Raw genomic sequence first — 14,157 nt, 5'->3', positions numbered from 1 at the left:
TCAGCGTCTGTCAGTGGCCGCCGTAGCGGCGGCGGAACTTCTCGACCTGCCCCGCGCTGTCGACGATGCGCCGGCTGCCGGTCCAGAATGGGTGCGAATCCGAGGTGACTTCGACCACGATCAGCGGGTAGGTGCGCACTCCGTTCGCCGTGTCCCATTCGATGGTGCGCGAACTGGACAGGGTGGAGCGGGTCAGAAACATCGCTCCGGTCGTGGCGTCCTGGAAGACGACGGGGTGGTAGTCGGGATGGATGTCGGGCTTCATCGGCCGTCCCGATCGGCCGTTTGAGCGGATTCGACCCGGGGATCGCGGTGCCAGTCGCCGAACGGATCGTCGCAGGGGTCCCAGGCCGCGCCGTCCAACTCGTCGTCGGACAGAAGCGCGCCCCGCAGGGCGTCGAGGATCTCGGTGACGTCGGCACCGCAGACCAGGACGGTCATCGCCGTGTGCCGGTCGCCGTGGACGTCGTCCCATCCCAGCTCGGCAAAGGCGCGTCGCTCCGGATCGACGCCGGCCAGCTCGGACGGCGAGAGGGCCGCGAGCCACTTGCCGGCCGAATCGACCCGAAGACCGGCACCGGCCGATTCCAGCCACATCGCGTGGTCGGGGCGCCCGGCCAGCCAGAGCCGGCCGCGGGTACGGAGGACGCCATCGAGCAGCACATCGAGGCACTCGTGCAGGCGCTGCGGATGGAAGGGGCGCCGGGCGTTGAACTCGACCAGCTCGAGCGCTCCGCGGGTATTGAGCGGCGGTTGCCCCGCCAGCAGCGGACCGAACGGATCGTCGCTTCGCCCTCGGCGCGCGTCGCGGTACAGATTGTTCACGGACTTCCCAATGCCGTTGGAGCCCAGCTGAATCCGAGCGCGCGGCGACAGGCGGCGCAGCGCGGCGGTCGTGACGGCCTCGGCCTCGTTGAGCACGATCACGTCGGCGAATTCGGCCTGGCCGACCACCACCTGCGCCTGGGTGCGTCCGTCGTCGAGCTCCGCGTCACCGAGCGCCTGGGTCAACCACACCGACGAATCGATACACGTCACCACCGCGGCGATCACCACGTCCAGGGCGGCCGGCCCATCGGCGTACCCCGGCCCGACGCGCAGCCGGACGTGGTCGATCGCCACGCAGATCGGTTCGGGTTCGAGCCACGGCGCCAGGCGCACCACAATCCGGTCGACGTCGGCCCGGCGATGCAGCTGGCGCAACAGCAGGAGTAGGTCGTTGCGCGACGTGCAGGACACGCAGCCGTGCGACAGCTCGAGCCCGGTCTCCGCGGTGGTCAGGACGCCGTGTTGCAGCATCGCCGTCGTCCGGCGCACTACGTGGCCGTCGAAACGGTGCTCGACCACCAGCGTGCCCGGACTGCGCAGCAGCGCGCCCACGACTTCATCGGTGTGGTTTTGGCCGGCAACCAGGATGACGGGCGTCCGCATCAGCGCTCCTTATTGAAAATCATTTTCATCTGGACCCTTTGTACGGTACCGTCTCCCGCGGGCAGTTGTCGAAAACGATTTTCAATAAGCATCGCCAGGGAGGTGCGCAGTGTCCGCCCACTGTCAGGTGACCGGTCGGGTTCCGAGTTTCGGAAACACGGTGTCTCATTCCCATCGCCGGACCCGGCGCCGTTGGTCTCCCAACGTCGCGCTCAAGACCTATTACCTGGCCTCGGAAGACCGGCGCATTCGATTACGGGTCAGCGCCAAGGGAATCAAGGTGATCGACCGCGACGGCATCGAGGCGGTCGTGGCCCGGCTGCGCCGCGAAGGGCAGCGGATCTGATGGCGCGCAACGACGTTCGCCCCATCGTCAAGCTGCGCTCCACGGCGGGCACCGGCTACACGTATGTGACCCGCAAGAACCGGCGCAACGACCCCGATCGGTTGGTGCTGCGCAAGTACGACCCGGTGGTTCGCCGGCACGTCGAGTTTCGAGAGGAGCGCTGAGGATGGCAAAGAAGTCCAAGATCGTGAAGAACGATCAACGGCGCGCGATCGTGGCGCGCTACGCCGAACGCCGCGCTGAGCTCAAAGAAATCATCCGGTCACCGTCCAGCAGCGCCGGGCAACGGGAGGCGGCGCAGCGGGAACTGGCGCGCCAGCCGCGCGACGCCAGCGCGGTGCGGCTGCGCAACCGCGATGCCGTCGACGGGCGTCCGCGCGGGCACCTGCGCAAGTTCGGGTTGTCGAGGGTCCGGGTACGCGAACTCGCGCACGCCGGCCAGCTTCCCGGCGTGCGAAAGGCGAGCTGGTGATGGCCAAGAAGGCGCAGCGCCCGAATCGCGCGCCGAATCGCAGGGCCGCCAGGAAGAATCTGCTCGCCGACCTCGGGCTCGACACGGTCGACTACAAGGACACCGCCACGCTGCGCGTCTTCATCTCCGAGCGCGGCAGGATCCGGGCCAGGCACGTCACCGGCCTCACGGTGCAACAACAACGCCAAGTCGCGACGGCCATCAAAACGGCACGCGAGATGGCGCTATTGCCCTACGTCGGCGTGGCCCGTTGAGCGTCCCACGCCGCGGGACCGACCGGCCCTTCACGTGGTCGTCTGCGTCGCCTGCGCGGCCGACGAGGCCCTTTCGGTGATCGACGCGCTGCGGCCCACCATCCGCCGGTGCCCACGGGCCACGCTCGTCCCGCGGAGTCATGGCGGTGGTTCAACCGTGCCCCCAGGACATGGCGGCATGCGGGCCGCCCCACTGGATCGGCCCGATCACTGACAACGCCGCGGCGGCGGCCCTGCGCGACTGCCTGGAGCGGGGACAGTGGGAAAACACGCCCCTGCCAAGGCCACTCAACGGCCACCAGCTGTGGGCCGGCGGCTTCAGCCGCCGCAACTAAGGTTTTAGCCCCCGCCGCGTTCCTCGGCGGCCCAGGTGCTCGGCAGCATCGGCGACCGCGGTCCGGCGCCGAGATCGTCAGCGGCCAGGGTGGTCAACCCGACCGCCCCGGCCACGCGCTGCTCGCGCGCCGTGCCGGTGAAACCCAGCATTCCGGCACCGCTGTCCGATGCGCGGTCATCCGGCGCGGACCAGTCCGGATCGACCTCGACGTTCATGTCCGCGAATTCGTCGGCATGGTCGCGTTGCCGCTGTCGCTGGCGCCGCCGAGCGCGCGCCGCCTCCCGCGCGCTCGCCGCCGCCGCCGCGGCGGCCGCCTCGGCTTCTGGCGCTTTCCTTTTCGCGCCGGCACTGGCACCCGCGCTCATCCCCGAGCCGAACCCGATGCCCGGAGGCCCCACCGCATAGGGCGGGAAAAAGGCGGCCGGCCCGGCGCCCGCGGGCGGCGGTGTCGGCGCGGGGCCCGCCGGCGCCGGCGGTCCCGAGGGCGAGGGCGCGGACGGGGGCGACGGGGCGACCCCGGCCACGCTGGTGAGCGTCGGGGCCATCGCAACGGCGGGCAGCACGGGCGGCGGGGCGAGCGGAACCGCAGGCGCCACAACGGGTTGCGGTAGGGCGGCCAGCCCGGCCAGTCCGGCCAGCCCGCCGACCGATGCGAGCGGCGCGGCCGCCACGGGGAGCGCCGCCGCCAGCGCCGCCGGCTGACTGGTCAGGGTGAAGATCTCCGCCAGGTGAGTCGGCCAGTCGAAAAGCTCCAGGCTGACCAGGTATTGGATCGCCGCCACCGGATTCGTCTGCAGTAGCACGAAAAACTGCTGAAAGTCCTCACCCAGCTCGAGGGATCGCACGACCCAGAAGGCCGCCGTGGTCGGATCGGTGTAGCTGTCGTAGTCGAGACCGTTGACCGTCCCCTCGGCCGGGTTCCAGTTGTAGCCGAAGTTGCGCAGGATGTTCGCGATAAAGTCGTCCAGGGGGTTGTCGACCACCGGGTCGTGGGCGACCGCGTCGTTCCCGATGCCGAACTGCTGCAGGAACGCGTCGAGCTGCGGGTTGTTCACCGCGTTCTCGAACTCCGTGAACGGGTTGAAGTTCTGGATCTGCTGTCCCAGGTTCTGGACCTGCTGGACGAAGTTCTGGAGAAACTGCTCGACGGCCTGCAGCGGGTTGGTGGCCGCCGACGGCTGCGCCCCGGCCTGCGCGTCGGACTTCACGATCTGGGGCGCCGGAACAGTCCGCGGCGCCGATGCCGCCGTCGCGCTGGAAATCGCCTCGTAGCCGGCCATTGTGGTGGCGGCCTGAACCCACATCCGCGCGTAGTCGGCCTCGTTGATCGCGATCGGAACGGTGTTGATCCCAAAGAAGTTGGTAGCGAGCAACACCGAGTGGACGACGTGGTTGGCTGCCAGTTCGGGCAACGTCGGCATGGCCGCCAGCGCCGTCGTGTAGGCCGCTGCCATGGTCTGGTGGCTGGCCGCCATCTCCGCGCTGTCCGTTCCGGCCTGCGTCAACCACGCCAGGAACGGGCCGTGCGCGGCCACGTACGACTCGGCGCTCGGCCCCTCCCACGCGCCGGCCTGTGCCGACGCCAGGGTTGCACTGAGTTCCGCTGCGACCGTGGCGTATTCGGCGCTGAGCGCGTCCCATGCCCCCGCGGCGGCGAGCAGGGGCCCGACCCCTGGACCACTGCTGAGCAACGCCGAGTGCACCTCCGGTGGCGAGGCAATCCAGATCGGCGACGTCATCGACAAACACTCCTCGACGGGCTGGGATGTGTCACCGACGAGCTTACTGAAAATGATTATCGTTAACAACTCGAACGGCCCGCCTGCTTAAAGGTCATCGTGGGCTGTATTGTTCAGCAAATGCTGACGCGTGAAGACCGCGAGGTGGCGCTGGCCCGGGTGGGGCGGGCGCTGGCCGATCCGACGCGATGCCGAATCCTGGTGGCGCTGCTCGACGGGGTCGGCTATCCGGGCCACCTCGCGTCCCGGCTGGGGCTGACGCGGTCCAACGTGTCCAACCACCTGTCGTGCCTGCGCGGCTGCGGACTGGTGGTGGCCAGCTACGAAGGGCGGCAGGTGCGCTATGAGTTGGCCGACCCGCATCTGGCCCGCGCGCTCGGCGAGTTGGTGCAGGTCGTGCTCGCCGTCGACTGCGAGGCCCCAAATACCTGAGGGGGAGTGCAAGGACGCGTGCTGCGGGGATTTCGCCCCGAAAACCGTTGCGCTGCGGCGTCGGACGGTGTTATCGCGACGTGTGCGCATGCTGGTCGCGGCGACAATCTCCTACAACGCCGTGGAGGCGGCGGTCGCGATCGCCGCCGGGTCCGCGGCGTCGTCGACCGCGCTGATCGGCTTCGGCCTCGACTCGGTGATCGAGGTGTCGTCGGCGACCGCGGTGGCGTGGCAGTTCTCCGGCGCGGACCCCGAGGCGCGCGAACGGACCGCCCTGAAGGTGATCGCGCTGTCGTTCTTCGCCCTCGCCGGTTATGTGACCGCGGAGTCGGCCCGGTCACTGTCGGGCGGCGAGGCGGCCGCGCATTCGGTGGTCGGCATCTGGCTGGCCGCGCTGTCGCTGGTGGTCATGCCGGTGCTGTCGCGGGCGCAACGCCGGGCCGGACGCGAACTCGGTTCGGCCAGCGCGGTCGCCGACTCGAAGCAGACCCTGCTGTGCACATACCTGTCCGGGGTGCTGCTGGTGGGGCTGCTGCTGAACTCGCTACTCGGCTGGTCGTGGGCCGACCCCGCGGTTGCCCTGATCATCGCCGCGGTGGCGCTGCGCGAAGGCCGCGAGGCGTGGCGCGGCCGGCACTGTTGTTGACAACCGCGCTCAGACCAGCGGACGCCCGGTCCTGATCCGGCGGTCGACGTCGGCCAGCAGGACGTTGAACGGGAATCGCCGGACGAATCGCGGCATCATGCGGTTCGCCGTGCGCAACAGAGTGATCAGGCGGTCAAAGCGCCGCTGCCGGGCGGCGTCCCACGGGAGCCGCATCTCGTCGCGAAACCGCTGCGGCAGGAAGCCGGTGGTGATCAGCAGGGGGAGGCTGTCGGCGGCGCGCTGCAGCCGGGCCGGCAGGGTGAGCCCGGGTAGGCGGGACGCTGCGATGGGATAGAGGTAGTCGCGAACGGCGTCGTCGATGTGCACCTTGGCCAGCGACTCCCGCCAGTAGCGGTCGAAGGCGGCGCGGTCCGCCGGCCACCGCTCCGGCGGCACCTGCAGGGTGGTGGCCAGCGCCATGCCCTCGCGGTAATGGCGGTCGGCGTCCTCGTCACCGAGTTCACCGAGGAACGTGCGGTAGATGTCGACGCCGCCCTTGTAGAGGCACGCGCCCACCCACAGCTGCAGGTCGACGTCGAATGCGTGGTATTTCACCGGGCTTTCGGGCAGCGAATACACCTGCGCGTGCGCCCGGTTCACCGCGCGCCGGAAGGCGGCCTGCTGCGCATCGCTGCCGCGCAGGGCCACCGCCAGGTAGGTGAACGTGGTGCGCGCCCGCTTGACGGGATGCAGGTCCACCCGGCCGCCCTCGACCCGGCTCTCCATCACGCCGTATCCGACGCCGGGCCGCGCCAACTGCATGATCACGTTCGCTGGACCGGCCAGCAGGCTGATGCCCATCAGGGCCTCGTCGATGGGCACCGCCCGCGTTCTCCGCCCCCGCCGCGGCGGGTCGGAGACTCCGCGCTCGACGTGCGGAATCGGTTCGCCGACCGTCTGGTGTAGCACCGGCATTGACCTCCCGCGCATCCGGGAAATGTGATAACGATTGTTTCCAGATTCTGTCGGGGTTTGCCTTAACGTGTCAAGATGGCTGGCATGAGCGCGACCTCGCGCGATCGGCCCTACCGAGGAATCGAGGCCGCCCAGCGGCTGGCCACCCGCCGCAATCGGTTGCTGGCCGCCGGCCTGGACCTGCTCGGTGCCGAGCGGCAAGACTTCTCCGCGGTCACCGTGCGCAGCGTGTGCCGCCACGCCGGGCTGGCGGCGCGCTACTTCTACGAAAGCTTCACCGACAAGGACGAATTCGTCGCCGCGGTCTTCGACTGGGTGATCGCCGACCTGGCCGCCACCACGCAGGCCGCCGTTGCCGCGGTCGGGCGGCACGAGCAGAACCGCGCGGGGATGGACAACATCGTCCGCACCGTCGCCGACGATGCCCGCATCGGGCGCTTACTGTTCAGCACGCAGCTGGCCGACCCGGTCATCGTCCGCAAGCGCGCGGAATCGAGCGCGCTGTTCGCGATGCTGTCCGGTCGGCACGTCGGCGGCGCGCTGCGGCTACCGGCCAACGACCGCATCAAGGCCGCGGCCCACTTCGTGGTTGGCGGGGTCGGCCAGACCATCAGCGCCTGGCTGGCCGGCGACGTTCGGCTGGAGCCGGATCAGCTCGTCGATCAGCTGACGGCCCTGCTCGACGAGCTCGCCGAGCCGCGCCTGTACCGCCTCACGGAAACAGCGGGAAATGCCAGAGCCGGAGCCCCGGATCGACCAGCACGCGCGTCAGGCTGACCCGCAACAGGCGCAGGGCGCCGCCGATCAGCAGGGATGCCATCGGGACCTCGATCAGCATGCCGGTGATCACCGACAACCAGGCGTCCTCGGGCTTGGCGGTCATCAGGTCGAACCACACGTCGCAGATCATCAGCACCCCGGTGGTGAACCCGGTCAGGAGCAGCAGGTAGCGGCGCCGATAGCCGAAGACGGCCGTCGCCGCCATGAACGAGACCAGCAGGATGTCGAAGCCGATCCACGTCACCGGCCAGTTGTGGGCGACGTACTTCTGGGGCAGCGACGTTGCCAGGTACCCGATCCACGGGATCATCACCACGCAGCCCCCGGCGATCAGGCCCAGCCTGATCCGCCGCATCCGAACCAGCACCTCCGGGTCCTCCACCTCGCTGACAGGGAGCTCCAGGCGGGTGATCAGGTCCCTTCGCTCCTCCGCGGAGAGGGCGGCGATCTGCAGGTCGGTCAGGATGCCTTGGGTCATGCATTCCAGTTTGCCCACGGGACGGATTTTTAAGCTCAGGGCAAGAGCGGCAGCTCCCATAGCCGCATTCCGGGGTTCAACAACCAGAACCGCTCCATGGTCAGTCGCATCAGGCGCAGCGCGCTGACGATCATGAAGGCCGCCAGGGGCAGCTCGACCAGCACAGCGGTGGCAACCGACAACCACACATCCCGGGGGCCGGCGGTCATGAGGTCAAACCACGCGTCGCAGATCAGGAGGACGCCGGTGGTGAACGCGGCCGGAATCAGCACCTGGCGGCGTAGGTAGCCGAAGACGGCGGTCGCCACCATGAAGACCACCAGCAATACGTCATAGCCCATCCAGGTCAGCGGCCAATTGTGCACGACGTAGTTCTCCGGCAGCGTCGTCGAGAGGTATCCCAGCCAGGGGATCATCACTGCCGAGCCGCCGCCCATCAGGCCGAGGCGGACGCGCCGGACCCGCGCCAGGAACACCGGGTCGACGACCTCGTGCACGGGCTGTTCCAGGCGCGCGATCAGCGCGCGCCGCTGCACGGGCGTCAGCGCCGCGATCTGAGCGTCGGACAGAATGGCGTCGGTCACGGTCCGCCGAAGACCGGCACGGCGGGTCGCCGGTCGGCCGCCGTCTTCGGCACCGTCCCGGTATCCGCCCCGTCGAATTCCTTGACCCAGCAGGCGAATTCGAGCGTGATCCCGTCGGGGTCCTGGAAGTAGAACGAGCGCACGTACACCCCGGGGTGCACCGTTGCCGACACCTGCACAGGGCTTTCGTCGTGGTTGAGCACCGGCCCCACCCGCACACCCTTGTCCTTGAGCCGCTGCCGGTAGGCGTCGAATTTCTCCGCCGGCACGTGGAAGGCCAGGTGGTTCATGGTGCTCACCGCACTGGTGATATCCCCGATGCCCGGAATGGCGCGTGGCGACGAGACCCCGGGCACGCGGTCGGGGGCGTCGGCAAACCAGAAGAACGCGACGCAGTCACCGTTGCCGGCGTCGAAGAAGAAGTGCTGCCCCTGGCCGCCGGGCAGGTCGAGCGATTTGACCCGCGGCATGCCGAGGACGTTGGTGTAGAAGTCCACCGTGCGGGCCATGTCCGAGCACACGAGTGCGACGTGGTTGATCCCGCCGAGCTCGAATTCCGTATTGGTGTTATGCGGCTTGATCATGTGCGGCTCCCCCTGCGCAGGTCCTGGCCAAGATCTGAATCTGAATCTAACATCAGATTCAGTTTTGGCCTAGGGAGGTGTGCGCGTCCGGTGTCGACCCCCGAACTCCCCACGCATCGGGGCCGACGCACCCAGGCCGCGATCGACGCCGCCGCGCGAACGGTTGTCGCACGCAAGGGAATATTCGCGACGACCATCGCCGACATCGCCGCGGAGGCGGGCCGCTCGGCGGCCTCCTTCTATAACTACTACGAGTCGAAGGAGGCGATGGTCCGCCAATGGGCGGTGCGGTTTCGCGACGAGGCGAACGAACGCGCGCTGTCGGTCACCGAACATGGCCTCTCCCATCGCGAGCGCGCGCACCAGGCCGCGGCCGCGCACTGGAATACGTACCGCAACCGGCTCGCCGAGGTGATCGGCGTGTCGCAGCTGGCGATGGTCAACGACGACTTCGCGCAGTATTGGGCCGAGATATGCGCCATTCCAACGTCGTTTATCGCCGAGACGGTACGGCGCGCACAGGCCGACGGCTACTGCCCCGGCGACGACCCGCGCCTGATCGCCGAGGCGATCGTGGCGATGTTCAACCAGTTCTGCTATCTGCAGCTGAGCGGCACCGAGGCATCCGATGACCGCGCCTGCATCCAGACGCTCGCCAACATCTACTACCGCGCCATCTACTGGCAGGAGGCACATTCACCGTGACACGACATACCGGTGCTGCAGGGGTCGTCCGCGAGTTCGTCGGCCTCGAGTCCCCCACAGCCGGTCGGGCCGGCGCGGGCGGACACCCGTGCCAGGGGCTTTACCACCGCGGCATGGGGCGCAAGCCGAAGGTCGCGATGATCGCCGCGCACTACCAGATCGACTTCTCCGAGCATTACCTCGCCGACTACATGGCGACCCGCGGGATCGGTTTCCTGGGCTGGAACACCAGGTTCCGCGGCTTCGAGAGCAGCTTCCTGCTCGACCACGCGCTCGTCGATATCGGGGTCGGCGTTCGCTGGCTACAAGAAGTACAGGGAGTGGAATCTGTTGTCCTGCTGGGCAATTCGGGGGGAGGATCCCTGATGGCCGCCTATCAGTCCCAGGCGGTGCAGCCCACCGTCACACCCCTGGAAGGCATGCGCCCCGCGGCCGGCGTGACCGAGCTCCCGCCCGCCGACGGCTACGTGGCCACCGCCGCCCACCCCGGGCGTCCCGACGTCCTCACGGCCTGGATGGATGCGGCCGTCGTCGACGAGAACGACCCGGTGGCCACCGACCCCACCCTGGACCTGTTCGACGAGCGCAACGGCCCGCCGTACTCACCGCAGTTCGTCGAACGCTACCGGCGCGCGCAGGTCGCGCGCAACGACGCGATCACCGACTGGGCGGAAATGGAACTCAAACGCGTTCGCGCGGCGGGCTTTTCCGATCGGCCGTTCACGGTGATGCGCACCTGGGCCGACCCCCGGATGGTCGATCCGGCGATCGAGCCGACGCGGCGCCAGCCCAACATGTGTTACGCGGGCGTCCCGGTGAAGGCCAACCGGTCCGCGCGCGGCATCGCCGCCGCCACGACGCTCCGCAACTGGCTGGGCATGTGGAGCCTGCGGGTGGCGCAAACTCGGGCCGAGCCGCACCTGGCACGCATCACCTGCCCCGCGCTGGTGCTCACCGCCGAGGCCGACACCGGGGTCTTTCCCGCTGACGCCAAGCGCATCTTCGACGCGCTCGCCGCCACGGACAAGACACAGGCTTCGATCGATACCGACCACTACTTCACCACCCCCGGCGCCCGCAGCGAGCAGGCCGACCTCATCGCCAAGTGGATCGCCAAGCGATGGCGCTGAGCGGTCGCACGGACGACAAGCCGGCGGCGGGGACCGCGAGCAAGCCGATATCATCGCCAGGTGGCCGCGTTAAAAGTTCTGGCGCACTTCGTTCCCGGCGACAAGGTCCTCGACTTCGTTGCGCCCGAATCGGATTGGCTGGACATCCGATGGTGCCCGGAGGACGACTCCGCCGAGGCGCAAGCCGCCTTCTACCGTGAGCTGCCCGAAGCCGACGTGATCTGGCACGTGCTGCGGCCACTGTCGGGCGACGACTTGCGGCTCGGCAAGCGGCTGCGGCTCGTACACAAGCTCGGGGCCGGGGTGAACACCATCGACGTCGCGACCGCGATCGAGCGGGGCATCGCGGTCGCCAACATGCCCGGCGCCAACGCCCCGTCGGTGGCCGAGGGCACGGTGCTGCTGATGCTGGCCGCGATGCGCCGGCTGGCGGCGCAGGATCGCGCCATCCGGCAGGGGGCGGGCTGGCCGACGGACCCCGAGCTGACCGAGACGGTGCGCGACATCGGCTCCTGCACGGTCGGGCTCATCGGATACGGCAACATCGCCCAGCGGGTGAGCCAGATCGTCGCGGCGATGGGCGCCACCGTCCTGCACACCAGCACCCGCGACGACGGCCGGCCCGGCTGGCGGCCACTGCCGGAGCTGCTCTCCCAGAGCGACATCGTGTCGCTGCACCTGCCGTTGACGGCGCAGACACACCACCTGCTCGGCCGCGACGCGCTGGACCGGATGAAACCGTCCGCCGTCCTGGTCAATACGTCGCGGGGCGCGGTTGTCGACGAATCCGCGCTCGTCGACGCGTTGCGCGGTGGCCGGTTGGCCGCGGCGGGGCTGGACGTCTTCGACGCCGAGCCGGTCGCGGCCGACAACCCGCTGCTGGGGTTGGACAACGTCGTGCTGACGCCACACGTCACCTGGTGCACCGTCGACACGATGCGGCGCTACCTGACCGAGGCCGTCGACAACTGCCGGCGGCTCCGCGACGGCGAGCCACTGGCGCACCTGGTGACCCCGGTGGTCAACCAACCGACCGGTTGTTAGTTTGGGAGACGCCTGGCAGAGACCAAACCCGAAAAGCATGGGAAGGCGACCAATGCCGATCGCTATCACTCCTGAGCATCAAGACCTGGCCGACTCGGTGCGGTCTTTCGTCGCGCGGGTGGCGCCGTCCGAGGCGTTGCACGCGGCGATGGAGGCCCCCGTCGACAACCCCCCGCCCTACTGGCGCGCGGCCGCCGATCAGGGCCTGCAGGGCGTCCACCTGGCCGAGTCGGTGGGCGGACAAGGATTCGGCATCCTCGAGCTGGCCATCGTGCTGGCCGAATTCGGCTACGGCGCGGTGCCCGGGCCCTTCGTACCGTCGGCGATCGCCAGCGCGCTGATCGCCGCGCACGACCCGGAGTCGAAGGTGCTCTCGGAGTTGGCATCCGGGGCGGCGATCGCCGCGTATGCGCTGGATTGTTGCGCGCTGACCGCCACCCGGCACGGCCCCGACCAGGGGACGCTGGTGATCCGCGGCGAGGTGCGGTCGGTTCCCGCCGCCACGCAGGCGTCGTTGCTCGTGCTGCCGGTCGCCATCGACAGCGGCGAGGAATGGGTGGTGCTGCGCGCCGAGGAGCTCGAGATCGAGCCGGTGAAGAGCCTTGACCCGCTGCGGCCCGTCGCGCACGTGCGCGCCAACGCCCTCGAGGTCGGCGACGACGCCGTGTTGAGCAACCTCAGCATGTCGACCGCGCACGCGCTGATGACGACGTTGCTCTCCGCCGAAGCCGTGGGCGTGGCGCGCTGGGCGACCGACACCGCGTCGCACTACGCCAAGATCCGCGAGCAGTTCGGCCGGCCGATCGGCCAGTTCCAGGCGATCAAGCACAAGTGCGCCGAGATGATCGCCGACACCGAGCGGGCGACCGCGGCGGTGTGGGACGCCGCCCGCGCGATCGACGAGGCCAGCCGCAACGACTGGGACACGGCCGCGGCCAAGGTCGAGTTCGCGGCGGCCGTCGCCGCCACGCTGGCCCCGGCCGCCGCGCAGCGGTGCGCCCAGGACTGCATCCAGGTGCACGGCGGCATCGGCTTCACCTGGGAGCACGACACCAACATCTACTACCGCCGGGCGCTGCTGCTGGGCGCCAGCGTCGGACACAGCTCCGAGTACCCGCAGAAGGTGGTGCACGCCGCGACCACGACGGGTATGCGCCCGGTCGACATCGACCTCGATCCCGACACGGAGAAGCTGCGCGACGAGATCCGCGGGGAGGTCGCCGCGTTCAAGGCGATGGATCGCGCGGAACGCAAAGTCGCGCTCGCCGAAGGTGGTTGGGTGCTGCCTCATCTGCCGAAGCCGTGGGGCAGGGCGTCCAGCCCCGTCGAGCAGGTCATCATCGCCCAGGAGTTCAGCGCCGGCCGGGTGAAGCGGCCCCAGATGGGCATTGCGACGTGGGTTATCCCGTCGATCGTGGCGTTCGGCACCGAGGAGCAGAAGCAGCGGTTCCTGCCGCCGACCCTCCGCGGGGACATGATCTGGTGCCAGCTGTTCTCCGAGCCGGGCGCCGGGTCCGACCTGGCGGGCCTGAGCACCAAGGCGACGCGGGCCGACGGCGGCTGGCGCATCACCGGGCAGAAGATCTGGACCACCGGGGCGCAGTTCTCGCAGTGGGGGGCGCTGCTGGCCAGGACCGACCCGTCGGCACCCAAGCACAACGGCATCACGTACTTCCTGCTGGACATGAACAGCGAAGGCGTGCACGTCACTCCGCTGCGGGAACTGACCGGCAACGCGATGTTCAACACCGTCTACATCGACGACGTGTTCGTGCCCGACGAGTGCGTGCTGGGCGAGGTCAACCGGGGCTGGGAGGTCAGCCGCAACACCCTGACCGCCGAGCGGGTGTCGATCGGCAGCAGCGAGGCGAACTTCCTCGCCACCCTGGGGCAGTTCGTCGAGTTCGTCCGCGACGGCCAGTTCGACCAGGTCGCTCGGCACCGGGCCGGGCAGTTGATCGCCGAGGGCCACGCCGCCAAGGTGCTGAATCTGCGCTCGACGCTGCTGACGCTGGCCGGCGGTGACGCCATGCCCTCGGCGGCGATCTCGAAGCTGTTGTCCATGCGCACCGGGCAGGGCTACGCCGAATTCGCGGTGTCGTCCTTCGGCACCGACGCCGCGATCGGCGACGGCGGTCAGCTGCAGGGCAAGTGGGGCGAATACCTGCTGGCCAGCCGCGCCACCACCATCTATGGCGGCACGTCCGAGGTGCAGCTCAACATCATCGCCGAGCGGCTGCTCGGCCTGCCCCGGGACCCCTAAGCGATAGCCTGGCCGGC

19 protein-coding genes are annotated in these 14,157 nt (G+C 69.2%); 12 read left to right on the top strand and 7 right to left on the bottom strand.

Annotated elements, in window-relative coordinates; all coding sequences use genetic code 11:
• Positions 1 to 10: 10 nt before the first annotated feature.
• Both SKC42_RS20520 and mrf read right to left on the bottom strand, forming a co-directional pair.
• On the bottom strand, positions 11 to 265 hold the full coding sequence (locus SKC42_RS20520) for a type B 50S ribosomal protein L31 (RefSeq protein WP_330966112.1): 255 nt from the start codon (positions 263 to 265) through the stop codon (positions 11 to 13).
• Positions 262 to 1,431: a ribosome hibernation factor-recruiting GTPase MRF gene (gene mrf, locus SKC42_RS20515; protein ID WP_330966111.1), complete on the bottom strand. Its 1,170-nt coding sequence runs from the start codon at positions 1,429 to 1,431 to the stop codon at positions 262 to 264. The genes SKC42_RS20520 and mrf overlap by 4 nt, the downstream gene beginning before the upstream one ends.
• A 109-nt stretch (positions 1,432 to 1,540) precedes the next feature.
• Between mrf and rpmB the strand changes: the two genes are divergently transcribed.
• From rpmB to SKC42_RS20490, 5 genes are all read left to right on the top strand, one after another.
• Positions 1,541 to 1,777, top strand: a complete 237-nt coding sequence (gene rpmB, locus SKC42_RS20510) for a 50S ribosomal protein L28 (RefSeq protein ID WP_330966110.1) — start codon at positions 1,541 to 1,543, stop codon at positions 1,775 to 1,777.
• Complete coding sequence (gene rpmG / locus SKC42_RS20505; protein ID WP_330966109.1) at positions 1,777 to 1,941, top strand: 50S ribosomal protein L33; 165 nt, start codon at positions 1,777 to 1,779, stop codon at positions 1,939 to 1,941. Before rpmB ends, rpmG begins: the two co-directional genes overlap by 1 nt.
• 2 nt (positions 1,942 to 1,943) lie before the next feature.
• A complete protein-coding gene (rpsN, locus tag SKC42_RS20500; protein WP_330966108.1) occupies positions 1,944 to 2,249 on the top strand; it encodes a 30S ribosomal protein S14 in 306 nt (101 codons plus the stop codon).
• Positions 2,249 to 2,503: a 30S ribosomal protein S18 gene (gene rpsR, locus SKC42_RS20495; protein ID WP_330966157.1), complete on the top strand. Its 255-nt coding sequence runs from the start codon at positions 2,249 to 2,251 to the stop codon at positions 2,501 to 2,503. The genes rpsN and rpsR overlap by 1 nt, the downstream gene beginning before the upstream one ends.
• Before the next feature lie 140 nt (positions 2,504 to 2,643).
• Complete coding sequence (locus SKC42_RS20490) at positions 2,644 to 2,838, top strand: hypothetical protein (RefSeq protein WP_330966107.1); 195 nt, start codon at positions 2,644 to 2,646, stop codon at positions 2,836 to 2,838.
• 4 nt (positions 2,839 to 2,842) lie between these two features.
• Here SKC42_RS20490 and SKC42_RS20485 read toward each other — a convergent pair whose 3' ends face one another.
• Positions 2,843 to 4,579 (bottom strand): PPE family protein, encoded by a 1,737-nt coding sequence (locus SKC42_RS20485; RefSeq protein ID WP_330966106.1) that lies wholly within the window; start codon positions 4,577 to 4,579, stop codon positions 2,843 to 2,845.
• A gap of 120 nt (positions 4,580 to 4,699) precedes the next feature.
• Here SKC42_RS20485 and cmtR point away from each other — a divergent pair, with 120 nt between their 5' ends.
• Entirely contained in the window at positions 4,700 to 5,011 is a 312-nt protein-coding gene (gene cmtR / locus SKC42_RS20480; protein WP_330966105.1) for a Cd(II)/Pb(II)-sensing metalloregulatory transcriptional regulator CmtR, read from the top strand.
• Between the two features lie 88 nt (positions 5,012 to 5,099).
• A complete protein-coding gene (locus SKC42_RS20475; RefSeq protein ID WP_330966104.1) occupies positions 5,100 to 5,657 on the top strand; it encodes a cation transporter in 558 nt (185 codons plus the stop codon).
• A 9-nt stretch (positions 5,658 to 5,666) separates the two neighbouring features.
• Here SKC42_RS20475 and SKC42_RS20470 read toward each other — a convergent pair whose 3' ends face one another.
• A complete protein-coding gene (locus SKC42_RS20470; RefSeq protein ID WP_330966103.1) occupies positions 5,667 to 6,587 on the bottom strand; it encodes an oxygenase MpaB family protein in 921 nt (306 codons plus the stop codon).
• 60 nt (positions 6,588 to 6,647) lie between these two features.
• Here SKC42_RS20470 and SKC42_RS20465 point away from each other — a divergent pair, with 60 nt between their 5' ends.
• Positions 6,648 to 7,349: a TetR/AcrR family transcriptional regulator gene (locus SKC42_RS20465; protein WP_330966102.1), complete on the top strand. Its 702-nt coding sequence runs from the start codon at positions 6,648 to 6,650 to the stop codon at positions 7,347 to 7,349.
• On the opposite strand, the gene SKC42_RS20460 is transcribed toward SKC42_RS20465, so the two are convergent.
• The 3 genes from SKC42_RS20460 to SKC42_RS20450 are packed head-to-tail and all read right to left on the bottom strand — an operon-like array spanning position 7,285 to position 8,998.
• Positions 7,285 to 7,830, bottom strand: a complete 546-nt coding sequence (locus SKC42_RS20460) for a hypothetical protein (RefSeq protein ID WP_330966101.1) — start codon at positions 7,828 to 7,830, stop codon at positions 7,285 to 7,287. The two genes, SKC42_RS20465 and SKC42_RS20460, sit on opposite strands and share 65 nt — an antisense overlap.
• A 35-nt stretch (positions 7,831 to 7,865) precedes the next feature.
• Positions 7,866 to 8,414 (bottom strand): hypothetical protein, encoded by a 549-nt coding sequence (locus SKC42_RS20455; RefSeq protein WP_330966100.1) that lies wholly within the window; start codon positions 8,412 to 8,414, stop codon positions 7,866 to 7,868.
• On the bottom strand, positions 8,411 to 8,998 hold the full coding sequence (locus tag SKC42_RS20450; protein WP_330966099.1) for a VOC family protein: 588 nt from the start codon (positions 8,996 to 8,998) through the stop codon (positions 8,411 to 8,413). The genes SKC42_RS20455 and SKC42_RS20450 overlap by 4 nt, the downstream gene beginning before the upstream one ends.
• A 90-nt stretch (positions 8,999 to 9,088) precedes the next feature.
• Between SKC42_RS20450 and SKC42_RS20445 the strand changes: the two genes are divergently transcribed.
• Genes SKC42_RS20445 through SKC42_RS20430 form a run of 4 tightly spaced genes read left to right on the top strand, consistent with a single transcriptional unit; the run spans position 9,089 to position 14,140 of the window.
• Complete coding sequence (locus tag SKC42_RS20445; protein WP_330966098.1) at positions 9,089 to 9,703, top strand: TetR/AcrR family transcriptional regulator; 615 nt, start codon at positions 9,089 to 9,091, stop codon at positions 9,701 to 9,703.
• Entirely contained in the window at positions 9,700 to 10,833 is a 1,134-nt protein-coding gene (locus tag SKC42_RS20440; RefSeq protein WP_330966097.1) for an alpha/beta hydrolase, read from the top strand. Before SKC42_RS20445 ends, SKC42_RS20440 begins: the two co-directional genes overlap by 4 nt.
• Before the next feature lie 60 nt (positions 10,834 to 10,893).
• Positions 10,894 to 11,877, top strand: coding sequence for a 2-hydroxyacid dehydrogenase (locus tag SKC42_RS20435; protein WP_330966096.1), 984 nt, complete (start codon positions 10,894 to 10,896; stop codon positions 11,875 to 11,877).
• 52 nt (positions 11,878 to 11,929) lie between these two features.
• Positions 11,930 to 14,140: an acyl-CoA dehydrogenase gene (locus SKC42_RS20430; RefSeq protein ID WP_330966095.1), complete on the top strand. Its 2,211-nt coding sequence runs from the start codon at positions 11,930 to 11,932 to the stop codon at positions 14,138 to 14,140.
• Positions 14,141 to 14,157 lie beyond the last annotated feature (17 nt).

Origin of the sequence: Mycobacterium sp. 050134 (assembly GCF_036409085.1) — a bacterium.
Lineage (GTDB): Bacteria > Actinomycetota > Actinomycetes > Mycobacteriales > Mycobacteriaceae > Mycobacterium.
Note: the sequence above shows the minus strand (reverse complement) of the source record. Positions and strands in the feature narration are given on the sequence as shown.

What these genes read in the sequence shown, in the direction of transcription:
- SKC42_RS20470 (WP_330966103.1), bottom strand. Translation starts at nt 6,587, where the DNA reads ATGCGCGGGAGGTCAATGCCGGTGCTACACCAGACGGTCGGCGAACCG.
- rpsR (WP_330966157.1), top strand. Translation starts at nt 2,249, where the DNA reads ATGGCCAAGAAGGCGCAGCGCCCGAATCGCGCGCCGAATCGCAGGGCC.
- SKC42_RS20430 (WP_330966095.1), top strand. Translation starts at nt 11,930, where the DNA reads ATGCCGATCGCTATCACTCCTGAGCATCAAGACCTGGCCGACTCGGTG.
- SKC42_RS20520 (WP_330966112.1), bottom strand. Translation starts at nt 265, where the DNA reads ATGAAGCCCGACATCCATCCCGACTACCACCCCGTCGTCTTCCAGGAC.
- SKC42_RS20465 (WP_330966102.1), top strand. Translation starts at nt 6,648, where the DNA reads ATGGCTGGCATGAGCGCGACCTCGCGCGATCGGCCCTACCGAGGAATC.
- SKC42_RS20450 (WP_330966099.1), bottom strand. Translation starts at nt 8,998, where the DNA reads ATGATCAAGCCGCATAACACCAATACGGAATTCGAGCTCGGCGGGATC.
- rpmG (WP_330966109.1), top strand. Translation starts at nt 1,777, where the DNA reads ATGGCGCGCAACGACGTTCGCCCCATCGTCAAGCTGCGCTCCACGGCG.
- mrf (WP_330966111.1), bottom strand. Translation starts at nt 1,431, where the DNA reads ATGCGGACGCCCGTCATCCTGGTTGCCGGCCAAAACCACACCGATGAA.
- SKC42_RS20485 (WP_330966106.1), bottom strand. Translation starts at nt 4,579, where the DNA reads ATGACGTCGCCGATCTGGATTGCCTCGCCACCGGAGGTGCACTCGGCG.
- SKC42_RS20475 (WP_330966104.1), top strand. Translation starts at nt 5,100, where the DNA reads ATGCTGGTCGCGGCGACAATCTCCTACAACGCCGTGGAGGCGGCGGTC.
- SKC42_RS20460 (WP_330966101.1), bottom strand. Translation starts at nt 7,830, where the DNA reads ATGACCCAAGGCATCCTGACCGACCTGCAGATCGCCGCCCTCTCCGCG.
- cmtR (WP_330966105.1), top strand. Translation starts at nt 4,700, where the DNA reads ATGCTGACGCGTGAAGACCGCGAGGTGGCGCTGGCCCGGGTGGGGCGG.
- SKC42_RS20490 (WP_330966107.1), top strand. Translation starts at nt 2,644, where the DNA reads ATGGCGGTGGTTCAACCGTGCCCCCAGGACATGGCGGCATGCGGGCCG.
- rpsN (WP_330966108.1), top strand. Translation starts at nt 1,944, where the DNA reads ATGGCAAAGAAGTCCAAGATCGTGAAGAACGATCAACGGCGCGCGATC.